Annotated in this window: 18 protein-coding genes; 3 read left to right on the top strand and 15 right to left on the bottom strand. The window is 45.0% G+C overall.

All coding sequences use genetic code 11. The annotated features are described in order from the left end of the window. Window positions 1–50: 50 nt before the first annotated feature. The 4 genes from AC4EHK_RS06530 to AC4EHK_RS06515 all read right to left on the bottom strand — a co-directional run bounded on the left by AC4EHK_RS06530 (window position 51) and on the right by AC4EHK_RS06515 (window position 1,913). The gene (locus AC4EHK_RS06530) at window positions 51–788 is read right to left on the bottom strand and encodes a class I SAM-dependent methyltransferase (RefSeq protein WP_490977997.1); all 738 of its coding nucleotides are present in this window, start codon (window positions 786–788) and stop codon (window positions 51–53) included. Between the two features lie 98 nt (window positions 789–886). Beyond that, on the bottom strand, window positions 887–1,081 hold the full coding sequence (locus tag AC4EHK_RS06525; protein ID WP_490977996.1) for a hypothetical protein: 195 nt from the start codon (window positions 1,079–1,081) through the stop codon (window positions 887–889). Between the two features lie 62 nt (window positions 1,082–1,143). Beyond that, a complete protein-coding gene (locus AC4EHK_RS06520) occupies window positions 1,144–1,575 on the bottom strand; it encodes a hypothetical protein (protein ID WP_490977995.1) in 432 nt (143 codons plus the stop codon). A 149-nt stretch (window positions 1,576–1,724) separates the two neighbouring features. Continuing rightward, window positions 1,725–1,913: a hypothetical protein gene (locus AC4EHK_RS06515; RefSeq protein ID WP_490977994.1), complete on the bottom strand. Its 189-nt coding sequence runs from the start codon at window positions 1,911–1,913 to the stop codon at window positions 1,725–1,727. A 498-nt stretch (window positions 1,914–2,411) separates the two neighbouring features. Here AC4EHK_RS06515 and AC4EHK_RS06510 point away from each other — a divergent pair, with 498 nt between their 5' ends. Next, window positions 2,412–2,612, top strand: coding sequence for a glycine zipper domain-containing protein (locus tag AC4EHK_RS06510; RefSeq protein ID WP_490977993.1), 201 nt, complete (start codon window positions 2,412–2,414; stop codon window positions 2,610–2,612). A gap of 756 nt (window positions 2,613–3,368) precedes the next feature. Here AC4EHK_RS06510 and AC4EHK_RS06505 read toward each other — a convergent pair. Further along, window positions 3,369–3,557, bottom strand: coding sequence for a hypothetical protein (locus tag AC4EHK_RS06505; RefSeq protein WP_490977992.1), 189 nt, complete (start codon window positions 3,555–3,557; stop codon window positions 3,369–3,371). 512 nt (window positions 3,558–4,069) lie between these two features. Between AC4EHK_RS06505 and AC4EHK_RS06500 the strand changes: the two genes are divergently transcribed. Next, the gene (locus tag AC4EHK_RS06500; protein WP_490977991.1) at window positions 4,070–4,480 is read left to right on the top strand and encodes a hypothetical protein; all 411 of its coding nucleotides are present in this window, start codon (window positions 4,070–4,072) and stop codon (window positions 4,478–4,480) included. A gap of 399 nt (window positions 4,481–4,879) precedes the next feature. On the opposite strand, the gene AC4EHK_RS06495 is transcribed toward AC4EHK_RS06500, so the two are convergent. From AC4EHK_RS06495 to AC4EHK_RS06480, 4 genes are all read right to left on the bottom strand, one after another. After that, on the bottom strand, window positions 4,880–5,017 hold the full coding sequence (locus AC4EHK_RS06495; protein WP_490977990.1) for a hypothetical protein: 138 nt from the start codon (window positions 5,015–5,017) through the stop codon (window positions 4,880–4,882). Between the two features lie 142 nt (window positions 5,018–5,159). Beyond that, window positions 5,160–6,494 (bottom strand): type I glutamate--ammonia ligase, encoded by a 1,335-nt coding sequence (glnA, locus tag AC4EHK_RS06490; RefSeq protein ID WP_490977989.1) that lies wholly within the window; start codon window positions 6,492–6,494, stop codon window positions 5,160–5,162. Between the two features lie 41 nt (window positions 6,495–6,535). After that, the gene (locus AC4EHK_RS06485) at window positions 6,536–6,922 is read right to left on the bottom strand and encodes a MerR family transcriptional regulator (protein ID WP_490977988.1); all 387 of its coding nucleotides are present in this window, start codon (window positions 6,920–6,922) and stop codon (window positions 6,536–6,538) included. A gap of 121 nt (window positions 6,923–7,043) precedes the next feature. Then, complete coding sequence (locus AC4EHK_RS06480) at window positions 7,044–8,288, bottom strand: methionine gamma-lyase family protein (protein WP_490977987.1); 1,245 nt, start codon at window positions 8,286–8,288, stop codon at window positions 7,044–7,046. 96 nt (window positions 8,289–8,384) lie between these two features. Here AC4EHK_RS06480 and AC4EHK_RS06475 point away from each other — a divergent pair, with 96 nt between their 5' ends. Next, on the top strand, window positions 8,385–8,990 hold the full coding sequence (locus tag AC4EHK_RS06475) for a trimeric intracellular cation channel family protein (protein WP_490977986.1): 606 nt from the start codon (window positions 8,385–8,387) through the stop codon (window positions 8,988–8,990). A 57-nt stretch (window positions 8,991–9,047) separates the two neighbouring features. Here AC4EHK_RS06475 and AC4EHK_RS06470 read toward each other — a convergent pair whose 3' ends face one another. The 6 genes from AC4EHK_RS06470 to mutS all read right to left on the bottom strand — a co-directional run bounded on the left by AC4EHK_RS06470 (window position 9,048) and on the right by mutS (window position 16,066). Then, complete coding sequence (locus AC4EHK_RS06470; RefSeq protein ID WP_490977985.1) at window positions 9,048–9,347, bottom strand: rhodanese-like domain-containing protein; 300 nt, start codon at window positions 9,345–9,347, stop codon at window positions 9,048–9,050. A gap of 174 nt (window positions 9,348–9,521) precedes the next feature. After that, window positions 9,522–9,746 carry an RNA chaperone Hfq gene (gene hfq, locus AC4EHK_RS06465; protein WP_490977984.1) on the bottom strand — a complete coding sequence of 75 codons (225 nt, stop codon included), beginning with the start codon at window positions 9,744–9,746 and terminating at the stop codon, window positions 9,522–9,524. Between the two features lie 10 nt (window positions 9,747–9,756). Next, window positions 9,757–10,716 (bottom strand): tRNA (adenosine(37)-N6)-dimethylallyltransferase MiaA, encoded by a 960-nt coding sequence (gene miaA / locus AC4EHK_RS06460; protein WP_490978934.1) that lies wholly within the window; start codon window positions 10,714–10,716, stop codon window positions 9,757–9,759. Next, entirely contained in the window at window positions 10,709–11,629 is a 921-nt protein-coding gene (locus AC4EHK_RS06455) for an alpha/beta hydrolase (protein ID WP_490977983.1), read from the bottom strand. Before AC4EHK_RS06455 ends, miaA begins: the two co-directional genes overlap by 8 nt. 77 nt (window positions 11,630–11,706) lie before the next feature. Further along, window positions 11,707–13,536 carry a DNA mismatch repair endonuclease MutL gene (mutL, locus tag AC4EHK_RS06450; protein WP_490977982.1) on the bottom strand — a complete coding sequence of 610 codons (1,830 nt, stop codon included), beginning with the start codon at window positions 13,534–13,536 and terminating at the stop codon, window positions 11,707–11,709. Window positions 13,537–13,540: 4 nt separating this feature from the next. After that, complete coding sequence (gene mutS / locus AC4EHK_RS06445; protein ID WP_490977981.1) at window positions 13,541–16,066, bottom strand: DNA mismatch repair protein MutS; 2,526 nt, start codon at window positions 16,064–16,066, stop codon at window positions 13,541–13,543. Window positions 16,067–16,088 lie beyond the last annotated feature (22 nt).

Here is a 16,088-nt window from a genome sequence, read left to right as displayed (position 1 = left end):
GCAATCTTCCCGGTGTTTTTTTATTGTATTATTATTATGTAAACTTTTCCTTATTCGAGTTTCACGCAGCTGAAAGCCAAAATAACCGGAATTCTTTTTCTTCTATCAAACTCGCCAACATCCTCGAAATGCTGCCGCTTTGGCATGCCCTCTTGAAGTCCTGTAACGCTAAACCCTGCATTCGATAATGCTGTAAAATAACTTTCGATGGTTCGATGATGCTTGACCACCACTTTATCAATCCAAGGCTCTTGCCGTTCGCCTTCATTAAAATAATCATCCACTATCCAGTTGCTTCTTTTCTCTCCAGACTTTTTGCTGTCAAAAGCACTGGTTGTCAGCGGATGCTGGACGCTAAAGACAAAGGTTCCTTGCGGCTTTAACGTCTGGTAAATCTGTTTAAACAGCCGTTCCACATCCGGCAAATAGTGAATCGCTAAGCGTGAAGCCACAATATCGTAGCTCTCTTTTGGATAAGCGAAAGTTTCCATAGTAGCCAAGCTGATGCGCGCATTCAGCCCTGCTAGATTTTCTTTTGCCAGCCTCTCCATCGCCCGAGATCCTTCTACGCCGTGGTACTGATTTGCGCCCGCTTGAAGAAGCTCTTTGCCAAAAGTGGCGTCCCCGCAGCCTAAGTCCAGTATCCGTTTGTTTTGAAACTCGCCAAGAAGTTCATAAATCACCGGTTTTTCAATACTATTATTGGGGCTGTCAATCCGGTTTCTTCTTTGCAGGTAGTTTGCTAAAAAATCCTTTTCTTCGTATGCGCTTGACCCTTTGAAATTCATCTAATCCCTCCAGTTTCAAATTGCTTGCTTTGACATATGGGCACAAAAAAGATGCTGCATAAGCAGCACCCGCGTGCAGCTTATCGAGAAAAGTTCTTCTACAACTCGCTGACTTTTATATAATTAACCAAATTGATTGTAATGCGATAAATATTGCCTGTCTCCACATCAGAAATTTCATAAGTACCATTGGAAGGAATTTTACCCAGTGCCGATTCTTTGTCCACAGCCTGGACGTTATGAACAATGGTGTTTCCTTGATCAAAATTAAATTCTACTTGAAATGTTTTCATGCAATGGCCTCCTTAGAATTATTTACTTTGTCTCCGTGAATCAGTCTACCATATTCTATGTTTTATTGCTGTTTGTATAATTCCTGGTACATCAGCACTTTCAGCGCCAGCATTTCTTCTTCATTAAGATCTTCTTCCAATTGCTGAATCACTTGTTCTGCAGACATTGTGCCGTCCTCAATCCCTGACTTCATCTTGGCCAAGTCGGTAATGCCCACTTTTTTAATGACGGTGCCCGCTGCATCATCGCTTGTTTCAAATGGCAAAGCTTCACTTTCTTGTTCAGCCGCCTGAGCCTCTTCAACGTACTCCATCATTTGCGGATCACTTTCAACGTACTCCACTATTTTTTCCATCTGGCCCGAGCTTCGCAGTTCCTCTGTCGCTTTTGCAACCAATCGGTCGGCTGAAAAATCCGGCCCCACTACATAAGCACCAATTCCCGCGAATGAAAAAAATATGAGGAAGATAAGAATTGTTTTCAAAAAACGCATAGCCGATCTTCCCTTCTTTTTACATTATTATAACAGTAGACGCTCAAAAGTGTATAAAGTTACCAAAAAAAAAAGGAAAACCCCGTTCCCATTTCTTTGCAGAACGGGAGCCGAGATCTTCTTTTTTGTTAAGCACATTCTTTAACTCATCATCGTTTCCGCTGCTCAGCAATCCACCAGTCGATGTGTTCCAAATTAAAAATCACAGTGTCCTGGAACGCTTTGCGGTGCGGAATCTTTCTCTTCGACATCAAATCTGTAATCTGCTCTGCAGCCAGCGGATAATTTACTGACTCCAAATACTCAATAAGACTTGGAAGTCCTTGGATTTTCCTCAATTTAATCCCCTCCCACAAAATCTTCCTTCGTTAAAAAGGAAAATTCAGTATGAGTTATTAAACATATTGGCTGCACTTAATTATAACCCGAAAAATTCTCCTGTAAACAAATTAAGCACTGAAATTTTTACTGAACTTTACAGATGTTTATCAACTTTATAATGGGAGCTGTTGCTGAAGATGCAGGTTTTGGGAGGTTGTGTGGGCTTTTATTAGCATATTTGGGGTTATAGTATTTCTCCAAATAAGAGTTTTCTTAATAAATTAGTTCTTTCAAGACTTATATTCATTTATGTAAAATATTGCGTATTCCAGTTACAACTTTTTGTTAACGAAACTTCTATCCTTTGTATCCGTACTAGTATTAACAAGTTTATATACGAGGAGGTAATTCTATGGGTGCTACAGTCATCCCTGCATTGTTAGTTATCTTTTTAGGCCTCTATGCTTTCACATCGAAAAATAAAAATCAGACTCAGAAATAAGGAGGCAATTTTTATGACGGATGATAAAGAACTCTCAGAGAACAAGAATAAAAGCAATAAGCGTGAAACAAATATAGGTGTTGGTATTGCCTTCGGGGTAAGTATTGGATCTGCTATTGGGATTGCGATAGACAATTTAGCTATCGGCCTTGCTATGGGTATGGGATTGGGCATTATATTCGGGAGCGCTATACCTCTCAAAACAAAAAAATAAGAGAGAAAGACGGTCTGAAAAGACTGTCTTTTTCTCTTTTTGTATCGCTTCCTATTACACTAAACTGGAATGATTTTATTACTTGAGATCTATTTAACTTTTAATAGACCCCCCCAACCTCGAAAGCTTCAAAAGTTTGACTATAAATATATTTTCAAGTATTGCTTTCTTTCTAAAGGGTGGACGCTTGTGCGAATTATATACTCGGTCTTTTTAAAGATTTTCATAGATTTTAAAACTTGATCAGTCTAAAATTATTAAACTCTACTTTATTTATTGATGTATAGTAATAGATGAAAATTGATCGATAACAATAATCTTGTGTGCTCATAATATATTTCAATCAAAATAAGTTTCTTCTATATAGTTGGCTGATGAACTCGTGTTCGAACCGTTATATCCCGCTTTTAACTACGTAGTATTCAAGTTGTATTTAGACGTATCGAACTTTCAATGGCCACATCTTTATTCCCCGTCTTTCTCTCAAACTGCCACATGTCCTTGAAAACTTCTTTCGTTTTCAATATACGCAGCCACTCCTTGATTGCGTTACTCAGCTTCTCATCTTTCATTCTCAACGTGAACCAATTCCGGGTTACCAGTCTAAAATTTATTAAAGTATAACTCCGGACAAAATGGTTTGCCTATTTCGTGATCAAGCAAGTCATCTTCGTCTTTTACCCGAGTGGGATTTCAAATTCGCTTCCATTCATGCGAAGAACGTTTATGCAATCGATCAATGATATCATTCTCATGTCAGTGCTTCATGATCGCAATGACAGATACGCCTTTATTCAAGCTGATTGGAAGCGCGAACCCCTGTTCATCCCATACTTTGTCACGAATTGTTTTCGAATTCATCGCTTCTGAGTGCTTAAACGGATCAACGATAATCAGCAAATCCGCACTCTGTCCGGTAATGAACCCTCTAATACCATTTGACATCATACAGTCACCTATTTTTGCTACATTCTAGTTACTTTGGGACGCATTGACTTGAGATAGGGAAACGTCAAAAAGCTCTGGAGCACACTCTTCTAACTTCGTCCTATTTAAACATATGAACTTCTTGACCAATCCATATGACTAAGCAGCAGCGATGGTAAATACGCTTTGCTGGATTCTTTGCCAGATAGTAGCTTGGGAAGCTTTCAGAAATCGTCATGCTCTTCCCGTTTTATGAGTGCGTTTATCACATGGCATGACGTCTATAACTGCGGTCAAAGGCCACGATCTACGTAATCCAGAGTGCTAACACAGCAGCATTCAATTTTATCGACATGTTCTTCCTCCTCTCGGTATTGTGCTTTGTATGAAAATGATAGGTTCTTTCCTGACATAACCCTTTACTACTTAAGCACTGACGGTTTATTAGCCTGAAATTATTTATTTTATTTCCCTTCTCTTTTCTATATACATTTCTGGTACAATTTTGAAAAGAAAAGGAGATGAAAAGATTGAAATACAAAAAAAGACTTCTTTACCTACTCGCTATTGTTTTTGGATTCTGTCTTTATTGGTATTACAACTTCCCATACTATGAGCAAAAAGCAGAAGAACGAACCACCGCTTATTTAAAAGCACAAGGCGCAGACTCCGAAACCGTGATGAAAAAAGTATCACAAAAAAGCAAGCAAGGTTACTGGGAAGTTATCTATAAATTTGAAGATGAGCCCGATATGCATTACGAGTACACGTATGATCGATCAGAGGAACGATTGATGTTAACGGTCTTACACTCACCGGGTTTACCCGATGATCTTATAGGTGGTCGTAGCATAGAAAGAGGGATGGACTACCCAAAGCTAACTTATGACGATTCGCCTTGGATTACTTTTGATGAGCAGGGAGTGCCGGTCAACAACTGATGCAGCCCTCTTCATCAGTTGTTCATCCCTTTTCTTACTTCCTGGCGAATTTTCAGTCTAAGTAGATCACCAAAATTTAGATTTTGCAGCGGCCCCTCGCTCGGCCCCTGAGTTACGCCTTGGTGGGAAAGTTCCTTAGTCCAGTTCCGTCAGATATATTCTTTTAGATTCTGGCTCTTTATCATTCACCAATTCTCCTTCGATTTCTCAATATTTTGGTGTAGTCTATTATTCTTTAGAAAAATTTGGTAACATTTTCACTCCTCATGAATTTAGAAGGGAGAGATACACTCCCCCTTCTTCATTTCTTTAATCTAACGGTTCGTCATGAACACTTTGCTTCTTTGCCTTTTCTGGTTCATCAGTCACGGGTTCACGTTCTTGATCAAATTGTGGTGCCTATAACAAGTCGTAAATCCTTGCCTCCACAAAAATGTTCGTATCGTGCGGAATGATGTCCTTGATGTTCCGTCCGGTCTCCTCGTTATAAGCTACTTGTTGATAAACCTCCACACTGATTGTAAAATAATTCCACATGTACTGCACTGCCGTTTCCTTGACTACTTTTTCATAAATTGCTCATTACTTTCGAGAACTATCTACCCCCTTTTAAATCAAGATGATTAAAATTAGGCAAATAAAAAAACCGCTGAAGCCCAGAGCTTCAGCGGTATGACTATTAATACATTTTCAAGTATTGCTCGCGTTCCCAAGGGTGTACACTTGTGCGGAACATATCCCACTCGATTTCTTTCGCTTCGACGAAGTTGTTCAAAATGTGTTCGCCTAAAGCGTCTGTCATTACTTTATCATTTTGCAATTCCTGAAGAGCTGAATACAAAGTACCTGGCAAGTCTTTAATGCCTACTGCTTCGCGCTCTTTTTTGTTCATTGCGTAGATGTTGCGGTCTACTGGGTTTGGCGGAGTCAATTTTCTTCTGATTCCGTCAAGACCAGCACCTAGAAGTACTGCCATTGCTAAGTATGGGTTTGCTGCCGGATCGACAGAGCGCACTTCTACGCGTGTTGACAAGCCGCGTGATGCCGGAATACGGATCAATGGGCTTCTGTTTTGGCCAGACCAAGCGATGTAGCAAGGTGCTTCGTAACCTGGAACCAAACGCTTATACGAGTTTACAAGCGGGTTTGTTACCGCTGTAAAGCCTTGTGCGTGTTCGATAATGCCGGCTATGAATTGGTAAGCCGTTTCGCTCAATTTCAATTCGCCATCTTCGTCAAGGAATGTGTTGCGATCCCCATCAAACAATGATACGTTCATGTGCATTCCTGAACCGTTTACACCGAATAATGGCTTCGGCATGAATGTTGCGTGAAGCCCGTGTTTGCGGGCAATCGTTTTAACAACCAATTTAAAGGTTTGGATATCGTCACATGCTTTGATCGCATCTGCGTATTTAAAGTCGATTTCGTGTTGTCCAGGTGCTACTTCGTGGTGGGAAGCTTCGATTTCAAAGCCCATTTCCTCCAACTCAAGAACGATGTCGCGTCGGCAGTTTTCGCCAAGGTCCATCGGTGCCAAGTCAAAATAGCCGCCGTGGTCATTTAGTTCTAGAGACGGTTCGCCTCTTTCGTCTAATTTGAACAAGAAGAATTCAGGCTCTGGTCCAAGGTTGAAGTGTGTAAATCCAAGCTCTTCCATTTCCTTCAATACGCGCTTCAAGTTCGCGCGTGGATCTCCAGCAAATGGCGTACCATCCGGGCTGTAGATGTCACAGATTAAACGTGCTACTTTTCCTTTTCCTGTGATCCATGGGAATACAACCCATGTGTCAAGGTCTGGGAATAAGTACATATCCGATTCTTCGATGCGTACGAATCCATCGATAGAAGATCCATCAAACATCATTTTGTTGTCGAGTGCTTTGTCCAACTGGGATGTCGGTATTTCAACGTTTTTGATGACCCCAAGAATGTCTGTAAATTGTAGACGAATAAAGTTAACGTCCTCTTCTTTTACTAATCGTTGAATGTCTTCTTTTGAATACTTGCCCATGTTCTCTTCACTCTCCTATTGTAGTTGTATGTAAGCCCATTTCAGTTAAAGAAACGGGATAAATCACTTTGCCTGAAGCCGCCCTTTTCTAATGGGCGCGCCTGGTGTTTCAACTCTTCATGGAGAAGCTTGCGCAACTCAGCATCGCTTAAGTTTTTCGGCTCTGCTTTTTCGTTTTTCGGCGTTTCTCTTAGGTCGTATATTTTCTTGATGCCAGCCATGTTCAGCCCTTGGTCCAAGTAATCCTTGATTTCGAGCAGGGTGTCGACGTCATTCAGCGAAAACATACGTTTATTGCCTTCTGTGCGGGCAGGGTTGACCAATCCATGCTCTTCGTAATAACGAATTTGTCTTGCAGTCAATTCCGTCAGCTGCATCACGATGCTGATGGGAAGAATCGGCATTGTCCGTCTTACCCGGTTCGTCATAAGTTTCACCCATTTCAAATAATTACTACTCTTATAGCATAGTGCATGTTAGATTATTTGTCAAATCAATGTTATGTTTTCTGACACAAAAATATCCCGTATAGAATATACGGGATAAAGATTAGATTAGGTTTTGTTTTTTTAAGGCATCTACTGAATTCAATACCGCAATCTTCACGTGTTCATAAGTCAATCCGCCTTGAACGAACGCGGTATACGGCGGACGAATCGGACCGTCTGCTGTCAATTCAATGCTTGAACCTTGCACAAAAGTCCCAGCTGCCATGATAACATCGTCCTCGTAACCTGGCATGTAAGCAGGTTCTGGCTTGAATTGCGCATTGACTGGCGAACTTGCCTGGATTGTTTGGCAAAAGGCAATCATCTGCTCTGCTGTTTGAAACGATACCGACTGAATCAAGTCTGTCCGCTTGTCGCTCCAATGCGGCGTTGTAGTCATTCCGGCATCTTCCAACAGCGCTGATGTAAATACCGCGCCTTTTAATGCTTGCGAAACAATGTGCGGCGCCATAAAAAATCCTTGGTACATATCGGGCAACGCATTCAGCGAAGCTCCTGCTTCTCCACCTATACCCGGAGATGTCATGCGATAACCACATTTTTCAATCAAATCTTTTCTGCCAGCGATGTAGCCGCCAATTTTAGCGAGGCCACCGCCCGGATTTTTGATCAGAGAACCTGCAATCAAATCCGCTCCCACTTCGATTGGCTCCTGCTCTTCCACAAATTCACCATAGCAATTGTCTACAAAAACAATAGCATCCGGTTTCAGTTGGCGAACTTTTGAAACCATTGCCTCGATTTCTTCTATTGTAAAGGACGGACGCGTATCGTATCCTCTTGAGCGCTGAATGGCCACGACTTTTGTTTTGCTGCTGATGGCTTGTTCAGCTGCTGGCCAATCGATTTTATTGTCCGGACCTAACGCCACATGCTGGTAGCTAATGCCGAAATCTTTCAAAGATCCCGTGTCTTTTTCGCCACCGGACACAATGGAATCCAGTGTATCGTAAGGCTTGCCTGTCAGATACAGCAATTCATCTCCTGGGCGCAGGACGCCAAAAAGCGAGATGGTGATCGCATGGGTACCCGAAATGATTTGTGGGCGGACAAGTGCGGCTTCTGCTTTAAAAACCTCTGCGTATACGCGTTCCAGTGTATCGCGTCCTTCGTCGTCATAACCATAGCCTGTTGATGGGTTAAAATGATGATCGCTGACCCGCTGATTTTGGAAAGCATCCAATACTTTCTTTTGGTTTATATAGGCCATTTCATCCGCCAATTGCAGCTGGTCTTGGATGGTTTCTTCTATTGTTTTCATTAATGTAAACATGTAATTCTCCATTCTTTTCGACTTCTCTTCTTATTATGCGGCATGGCTTGAAATAGCGTCAAATTCTGATACAATTCATAGAGTTGTATGTTAAGGAGGAGGAGCCTTATGGCTTGGGAAGTTTTGAGCGCCATCGGGACCATTGCGTTTGCAGTGTCCGGCGCAATTATCGCCATGGAAGAAGAATACGATATTTTTGGCGTTTACCTTCTCGGCGCTGTTACTGCCTTTGGCGGCGGTGCCATCCGAAATTTGTTGATAGGAGTGCCTGTCTCGGCATTATGGGAACAGGAATTTATGTTCCAGCTTGCCCTCATCTCGGTTACCATCGTGTTCTTGTTTCCGCATAAATTGCTGGGCCATTGGAATCGCTGGGGCTACTTTTTTGATGCCATCGGATTGTCAGCCTTTGCGGTGCAAGGTGCCATTTTTGCCGTTGAATTGGAACTGCCGTTTTACGCAGTTGTTGTAGCAGCCGTATTAACAGGATCAGGCGGCGGCATTATACGTGATCTTTTAGCAGGACGAAAGCCGCTTGTGTTAAAATCGGAAATTTATGCCGTATGGGCAGCGCTCGCTGGACTGTTTATCAGTTTTGGCTTGGCCGAATCCGATCTTATGCTTTATTCTTTATTCGTGTTGATCACCATACTGCGGATTTTATCCTACACCTTCAAATGGAGATTACCCGCACGCAAAATTCAAATAGTATGAGGAATTTCTAAACAAAAACAGATGGCCTGAAAATTCAGGCCATCTGTTTTTTTTATTTTATGCGATGGTTTCACCGTTCCAGGCCGTCATGCCGCCTTCAACGTTGACCGTCTGAATGTCATTCGATTCTAAAATACTGCAAGCCATTTCACTGCGGCGGCCAGCGCGGCAGACCATATGGTATTCTTTTTCCGCGTCCAGTTCCCCGACGCGTTCTGCCACTTCGCCAAGCCGGATATGTGTGGCGCCAGGAATCATCCCTGCAGCGACTTCATCGTCCTCACGAACGTCTATAATGTTTAGCTCTTCTCCAGCCTCAACTCGTTGTTGCAATTCATCTGCGGTAATGGTTTTCATCTGTACGCCTCCTGAAAATTAAATCGTATTCACCTGAAAATGCTATACTCCCAAACGGCAACTGTCAACTAAAGAAAAGCGGAAGCAGCCGTATAGATTCGACAGGCATAAGACGCGCTGCACCTGCTCCACTTCCATAAAAAAACCAGGCTGCAGCTGCAGCCCGGCACCCCTTTACTCTTCGTGCTCAATCGAGACAGGTTTTGACGGAGAAAAGGTCGAAATGGCGTGTTTGTAGATCAATTGCTGCTTGCCTTCTGTTTCGACCAGCACCGTAAAATTATCATAGGATTTAATGGTTCCTTTTAATTGGAAGCCATTGAGTAAAAAGACTGTTACGTAAATATTGTTTTTACGAAGCTGATTTAAATAGACATCCTGAATGTTGATCGGTTTCATGTAAATCCCCCTATTTCTCTACTTGTGTATGATTTGCCGTCAGTCTATCAATTCGACAGTTTCTGTCCGTTTCCTGCATGAACGACGTTATTTCCTGAAGATTCTTTTCAAGGTCGAGACGCGCATCGATCCAAAAGATCGGCAGCTTGTTTTTGAAATAAGTAAACTGCCTCTTGGCGTATTTTCGTGAGTTTTGCTTCAGCTTTGCAACGGCTTCTTCGAGGCTGCCGCGACCGTCAAGATACGCATAAATCTCTTTGTAGCCAATTGCGTGAATCGACTGAGCTTCCCGGATCCCTCTTTGCCGCAAAGCTTTGACTTCTTCCATCAACCCTCGTTCCATCATGATGTCGACGCGTTGATTGATGCGTTCATAGAGGATGTCTCTCGGAACATCGAGTCCGATGATCACTTCGTTGTACATTGGCGACAACGCCAGCTCCCGGTCGCCTTTTTCCTGGTCGCTGCTCATCAAAATCTCCACTGCCCGGACGACGCGCCGAGTGTTGTTGGGATGAATGTCTGAAGTTGGATCCAGCTCCAGCAATTTCTGATGCATCCGTTCAGGACCGAACTCTTCCAGTTCTTTTTGCAAACGGTCGCGCAAACTTTGGTCAACCGGTTCAACTGAGAAGCGGTAATCAAACAGCACCGCCTGGACATAAAGCCCGGATCCGCCGACGATAATCGGCATTTTTCCACGTGCGCGGATGTCAGCGATTTTTTCCCGTACCAATGTCTGGTATTCCGCGACTGAAAAACTTTCATCGGGTTCTTTGATATCCAACAGATGGTGTGGGATACCCGCCATTTCTTCCGGTAAAATTTTAGCCGTTCCGATGGTCATATCCCGGTATATTTGCATGGAATCGCCATTGATGATTTCGCCATTCAGCCGCTTCGCGAGTTCAATGCTCAACGCCGTTTTGCCGGAAGCAGTTGGGCCGACAATGGCTATTACATCAATCATTGCCGCACACCCAATCGCCAATCCGTTCGAAATGCTCGTAGCGATCGGTTTCATTCAACAATTCATGCCGCCCTTGTTCCGCCAGATAAACTTTGACGTGATTCATTCCGGCGTCCACAAATTGCTGCGCAGAACTGAATACCCCTTTGCCGTTGTTGCCAACGGGATCCATCGAGCCGCTGATCAGCAGCACCGGCAAGTCTTTGCGGATTTTGGCAATTTCTGCCGGCTTGTTGATAATTGCCAGCCCGGAAAATAGGTCAATGTAAAATTGGTTGGTCGATTCAAAACCGCACATAGGATCGGCTTCATATTTCGCTACCTCTTCCTTGTCGCGGCTCAGCCAGGCATAGGGTGAACCTTCATCTTTAAAAGGTTTATTAAAGCTGCCGAAAGTCATTTTCCCCAAGGCTTTGCTCTGCTGCTGCTTGCCCACTGTCTTGGCCGAAGCAATCGCTATCGCCAAACCAAGTTTTCCAGCTGCCCCCGGATTGCCCCCTGTGCCGGACAATACGACCCGGCTGATGTCTTCACTGTGCAATTGCATATAGCGGCGGGTAACAAACGACCCCATGCTGTGGCCGAATAGGATTAGCGGCAGATTGCCGGTTGCTTGCTGCACTTCGGAGATCACGCTGTGGGCATCTTCAACTACCCGTTCAAAACCGTCCTCATCTGCAAAATAACCTTGTACTCCGTTGCGTTCTGCCGTTTGGCCATGCCCCCGCTGATCGTGGCCTGAAACCACAAAGCCACGGTTGGCCAAGTACTCTGCAAACTCAGCATATCTGCCAATGTGCTCCCCCATGCCATGAATAATATGGACGTGTCCAATCGGGCTCGGCGGTTCGTAGTACATATAAAAAATTTCGTGGCCGTCTGAGACGCGTATATAATCGCTTTTTGCCTGCATGCTCCGTCCCCCTCCTTGAGTCGTTTCTTCTATTCTATATTAATACCCAAAACCATTTCGGCTAAGCTCCCACAGGTTTAATTCATCACGCGTTTAAACATCTTTTCTACATCATAAGTTTTAAAGTGAATGATTACAGGGCGTCCGTGCGGACAGGTAAAGGGCTGCTCCGCATTTTTCAAATCCGCCAACAGCCTCTCCATGTCGTGCTTTTGCAGGAAATGATTGGCTTTGATCGACCGCTTGCAGCTCATCATAATGGCTGCATCTTCACGCAGTTTTTTGACATCCACTTTGCGGTCGTTCAGCACTTGCTCGATCAAGTCTTCAATGACTTCCTGTTCGAACCCTTTTGGAAACCAAGTCGGGTATTCCCGGACAATAAAAGAAGTCTCGCCGAATTCTTCAAGAAACACGCCGCTGTCGGACAAAACATCCAGGTTGTCTTTCAATCGCAATGCTTCGTCGCGGCTGTAATGGAAAGTCAGCGGCAGCAGCAGAGACTGCCGTTCATTGCTGTCGATGTCCCCCACTTTTTCTCGGAAGTATTCGTATTTGATGCGTTCCTGCGCAGCGTGCTGATCAACCAGGTAAAAGCCGTCGTTGCTTTGTGCCACGATATACGTGCCGTGAATCTGGCCCACCACTTCCAGTTCAGGAAATTGCGGACTGTCAGCCTTCTCCGGCAGTTCTTCTTGCGAAAGTTCTTCATCCAGCGGCAGCGGATCCTGTTCTATTGGTTCTGATGGTTTTACTGATCTTGTCGGTTCGATCACTTTCTCTGCCGGCAGTTCGTGCCAATCTTCTGCTTCAGGAGCCGGCGATGGCTTAGTTTCCTGTACGGTAAAGGAACTTTTCCACAAGTCCAATTGCTTGGTCGGTGCTTGTTTAACCGGCTTGGGCTTGTCGATGATTGGCGCACGGACCACGGTACTGATGGTTCTTCGAATAGTCTCGTGTATTAATTCCATTAATTCTTTTTCTTTGCTTAGGCGGATCTGCTGCTTGGACGGATGGACATTGACATCTGTCAAATACGGATCGCCTTCGATATTCAACACGACAATCGGCTGCCGCTCGAGCGGCAAAAAGGTATGGTATGCCTTGTGCACCGTATTGGCGATGGCGTAATGCTTGACCCACCGTCCGTTGACAAACAAGGAAATGTAATTTTTATTGGCGCGCGTGATTTCCGGAAGCGATGCATAGCCCGACACTTTGTAATCGTGCGACTGCCCTTCAAATGGAATCATTTTCTTGGCAATCGCCACTCCGTATATATCCGCCAGCACACGTTTGATTTCTCCGCTGCCGGATGTTTGCAAAATGGTTCTGCCGTCATGCAACAGCTTGAAGGCCACACCCGGATAGCTCAGCGCAAAGCGGTTGAGCAAATCGATCGTATGGCCAAGCTCTGTTTGTAGCGTCTTCATGTATTTCAGCCGGGCGGGTGTATTAAAAAACAGTTGATCGATTTTGATGTCCGTTCCTTTTCTGAGAGACCCGGCGCGGTGCTCGGTCAGGCGGCCGCCTTCCATCTGGACAAAGGTGCCGCTCGAACCGTCCGATGTATGCAAGGTCACTTTGGACACCGAGGCGATACTGGCCAGTGCCTCCCCGCGGAACCCGAGCGTCCGGATTCGGAACAAATCGTGTTCGTTGGCGATCTTACTGGTGGCGTGGCGGGAAAATGACAGCAAGGCGTCATCCGCGTCCATGCCGGCACCATTGTCAATAATTTGAATGGAAGTCAGTCCTGCTTCAATGAGTAGCACTTCAACGGCTGTACTCCCCGCATCAATGGCATTTTCCACCAATTCTTTGACGACTGAAGTCGGACGTTCCACCACTTCACCAGCGGCTATTTTATTGGATAGAGGTTCGTCCATCAATCGAATGATGCCCATGGTCTCACTCCTTATTGGTCAGCTTTTGCTGCAGGTCGTTCAGCATCTGCAGCGCCTGAAGCGGCGTCATCGCAGATACTTCCACATCTGTGATGGCCTGCAGGATTTCATCTCGTTCGGTATCTGTGTCGTCGAAAAACGATAACTGTTCGATCGTTTTTGGCTGTTGTTTTTTGTCTTCTTCAAAGGTTTTTAGCAGTTCACGGGCACGTGCCAAGATTGGCTCCGGCAAATTGGCCAGTTCGGCCACGTGAATTCCGTAGCTTTTGTCAGCTGGGCCTTTTTTCACTTTGTGCAAAAAGACCACTTTACCTGATTGTTCCATTGCAGCTACATGGACATTGCGCAAATTGTCCAGCGATTTTTCCAATGCCGTCAATTCGTGGTAATGAGTTGAGAACAGGGTATTGGCGCCAATTTCACGATGGATGTATTCGATCATCGACTGGGCAAGTGCCATGCCGTCATAGGTCGAAGTACCGCGGCCAATTTCATCAAACAGCAACAAGCTGTTTTTGGTTGCGTGGGTAATGGCATACTGCGACTCGAGCATCTCTACCATAAACGTACTTTGTCCTGACACCAGGTCATCGGCTGCTCCGATGCGCGTGAAAATCTGGTCAACGATCGGCAAGTTTGCCGATTCCGCCGGCACGTAACTGCCGATTTGCGCCAGCACAATGGTCAAGGCCACTTGCCGCATGTACGTACTTTTACCGGACATGTTCGGCCCGGTAATCAACAGCATGTTCTGCCCTTCCGCTAGGACACAATCGTTCGGCACGTAATGCTGCTTGTTCAACATTTTTTCCACCACTGGATGACGCCCTTCTATAATTGAGATTTCATTTTGATCGTTAAAGTCCGGCTTCACAAAGCGGTATTTTTCCGCTACGTTGGCGAAACTCAAAAAGACATCAAGTCCGCTGAGTGAAGAAGCCAGGCGCTGAATGCGCGAAATATACTGTTTGACTTCATCTCTGATGGCCACGAACAAATCGTATTCCAGCGACAGGCTTTCTTCTTCAGCCGTTAAGATCAATGCTTCTTTTTCTTTGAGTTCCGGCGTGGTATAGCGTTCGGCATTGGCCAAAGTCTGCTTTCGGTCATAGCGCTCCAAATCCGCCAAATGCATATTGGCTTTGGACATCTCAATGTAATAGCCAAAAATCCGGTTATAGCCAATCTTCAAGGTTTTGACGCCGGTTAATTTGCGTTCTTTTTGTTCGAGTTCTGCAATCCAATCCTTGCCATTGCGGGAAGCATCCCGGTATTCGTCCAGCTGCTGATGAAATCCATCACGGATGACGCCGCCTTCTTTTGAAGACAGCGGCGGGTTTTCGCTGATGGCCTGCAGCAACTCACAAACCTCAATGCAGCGGTCCAGTTTCCCACTGAATTCCTGCAAGGCAGGGTTGCCGGAATTGGCCAGTTCTTCAATAAGTGTCGGCACTTTCTCCAGCGAGCTCCGAAGCTGCGCTAAATCGCGCCCACTGGCACTGCCAAAGGCGATGCGGCCGGACAGGCGTTCCAAGTCATAAACTTCTTTCAACAGCCCCTGAAGCTCCACACGCACGAAATACTGATCGATCAAAGCCGCCACCATTTGCTGGCGTTCTTCGATCATGCGCTTGTTCGCCAACGGCTGATGCAGCCATTGCTTGAGTTTCCGGCTGCCCATTGCCGTGACGGTTTCATCCAACAGCCATAGCAGCGTGCCTTTGGTTTCAGCACCGCGAATCGACTGCAGCAATTCCAAATTGCGTTTTGAATGAAAATCGATGCTCAGCAGCTGATTGTTTTCTTTATACGTGAAGGCTTGGATATGGTCGAGAGACTGCTTTTGCGTACGCGAAATATACGTCAGCAAACGCTGACAGCTCATTTGCAAGTCTTCCGGGCACTCTGCTACTTGCGCAGGCGGCACTGGGAAGGCCGTTTCCATCGTTTCAATGGACAATACCAAGTTCTGCTCTTCTTCGTTCAGCAAGACAAACAATTGTTCCGAAACCACCAGCTCCCGGATATTCAACGATTGCAGTTCCTGAAGCAAAGCTTTCTCTGTTCCCATTATGTATGTCGCAGTTGCTTCACCGGTGCTGATGTCAATGTAAGACAAGCCAAACCCATCCGCCAGTTCGTCGGCAGCCGCTAAAAATACATTGGATTTGGAATCCACGCTCTTGCCTTCTGTGTGCGTACCTGGAGTCACCAGGCGTACCACTTCACGCTTGACGACTCCTTTGGCCGTTTTCGGATCTTCCACTTGTTCACAAATCGCCACTTTATGGCCTTTTAAGATCAATTGATCAATATAGTTTTTCGCCGCATGATGAGGAACGCCGCACATCGGAATCCGGTCATCGCCAGTTCCGCCACGGCTTGTCAGCGTGATTTCCAAAATTTGCGATGCGTTGATGGCATCATCATAAAACAGCTCGTAAAAATCGCCCATTCGGAAAAATAAAAACGCATCCAGATATTCAGACTTTACTTGAAAATATTGTTGCATCATCGGTGTCACTGCCATTATAAAACCTCTTTCAAATCGA

The organism is Planococcus sp. TJ-307 (assembly GCF_058268435.1).
Note: the sequence above shows the minus strand (reverse complement) of the source record. Positions and strands in the feature narration are given on the sequence as shown.

Coding starts and splice junctions, on each gene's coding strand:
- AC4EHK_RS06525 (WP_490977996.1), bottom strand. CDS start 1,081: ATGAAAACATTTCAAGTAGAATTTAATTTTGATCAAGGAAACACCATT.
- mutL (WP_490977982.1), bottom strand. CDS start 13,536: ATGGGCATCATTCGATTGATGGACGAACCTCTATCCAATAAAATAGCC.
- glnA (WP_490977989.1), bottom strand. CDS start 6,494: ATGGGCAAGTATTCAAAAGAAGACATTCAACGATTAGTAAAAGAAGAG.
- AC4EHK_RS06510 (WP_490977993.1), top strand. CDS start 2,412: ATGACGGATGATAAAGAACTCTCAGAGAACAAGAATAAAAGCAATAAG.
- AC4EHK_RS06485 (WP_490977988.1), bottom strand. CDS start 6,922: ATGACGAACCGGGTAAGACGGACAATGCCGATTCTTCCCATCAGCATC.
- AC4EHK_RS06470 (WP_490977985.1), bottom strand. CDS start 9,347: ATGAAAACCATTACCGCAGATGAATTGCAACAACGAGTTGAGGCTGGA.
- miaA (WP_490978934.1), bottom strand. CDS start 10,716: ATGATTGATGTAATAGCCATTGTCGGCCCAACTGCTTCCGGCAAAACG.
- AC4EHK_RS06530 (WP_490977997.1), bottom strand. CDS start 788: ATGAATTTCAAAGGGTCAAGCGCATACGAAGAAAAGGATTTTTTAGCA.
- AC4EHK_RS06480 (WP_490977987.1), bottom strand. CDS start 8,288: ATGGAGAATTACATGTTTACATTAATGAAAACAATAGAAGAAACCATC.
- mutS (WP_490977981.1), bottom strand. CDS start 16,066: ATGGCAGTGACACCGATGATGCAACAATATTTTCAAGTAAAGTCTGAA.
- hfq (WP_490977984.1), bottom strand. CDS start 9,746: ATGAAACCGATCAACATTCAGGATGTCTATTTAAATCAGCTTCGTAAA.
- AC4EHK_RS06455 (WP_490977983.1), bottom strand. CDS start 11,629: ATGCAGGCAAAAAGCGATTATATACGCGTCTCAGACGGCCACGAAATT.
- AC4EHK_RS06475 (WP_490977986.1), top strand. CDS start 8,385: ATGGCTTGGGAAGTTTTGAGCGCCATCGGGACCATTGCGTTTGCAGTG.
- AC4EHK_RS06495 (WP_490977990.1), bottom strand. CDS start 5,017: ATGTGGAATTATTTTACAATCAGTGTGGAGGTTTATCAACAAGTAGCT.
- AC4EHK_RS06520 (WP_490977995.1), bottom strand. CDS start 1,575: ATGCGTTTTTTGAAAACAATTCTTATCTTCCTCATATTTTTTTCATTC.
- AC4EHK_RS06505 (WP_490977992.1), bottom strand. CDS start 3,557: ATGTCAAATGGTATTAGAGGGTTCATTACCGGACAGAGTGCGGATTTG.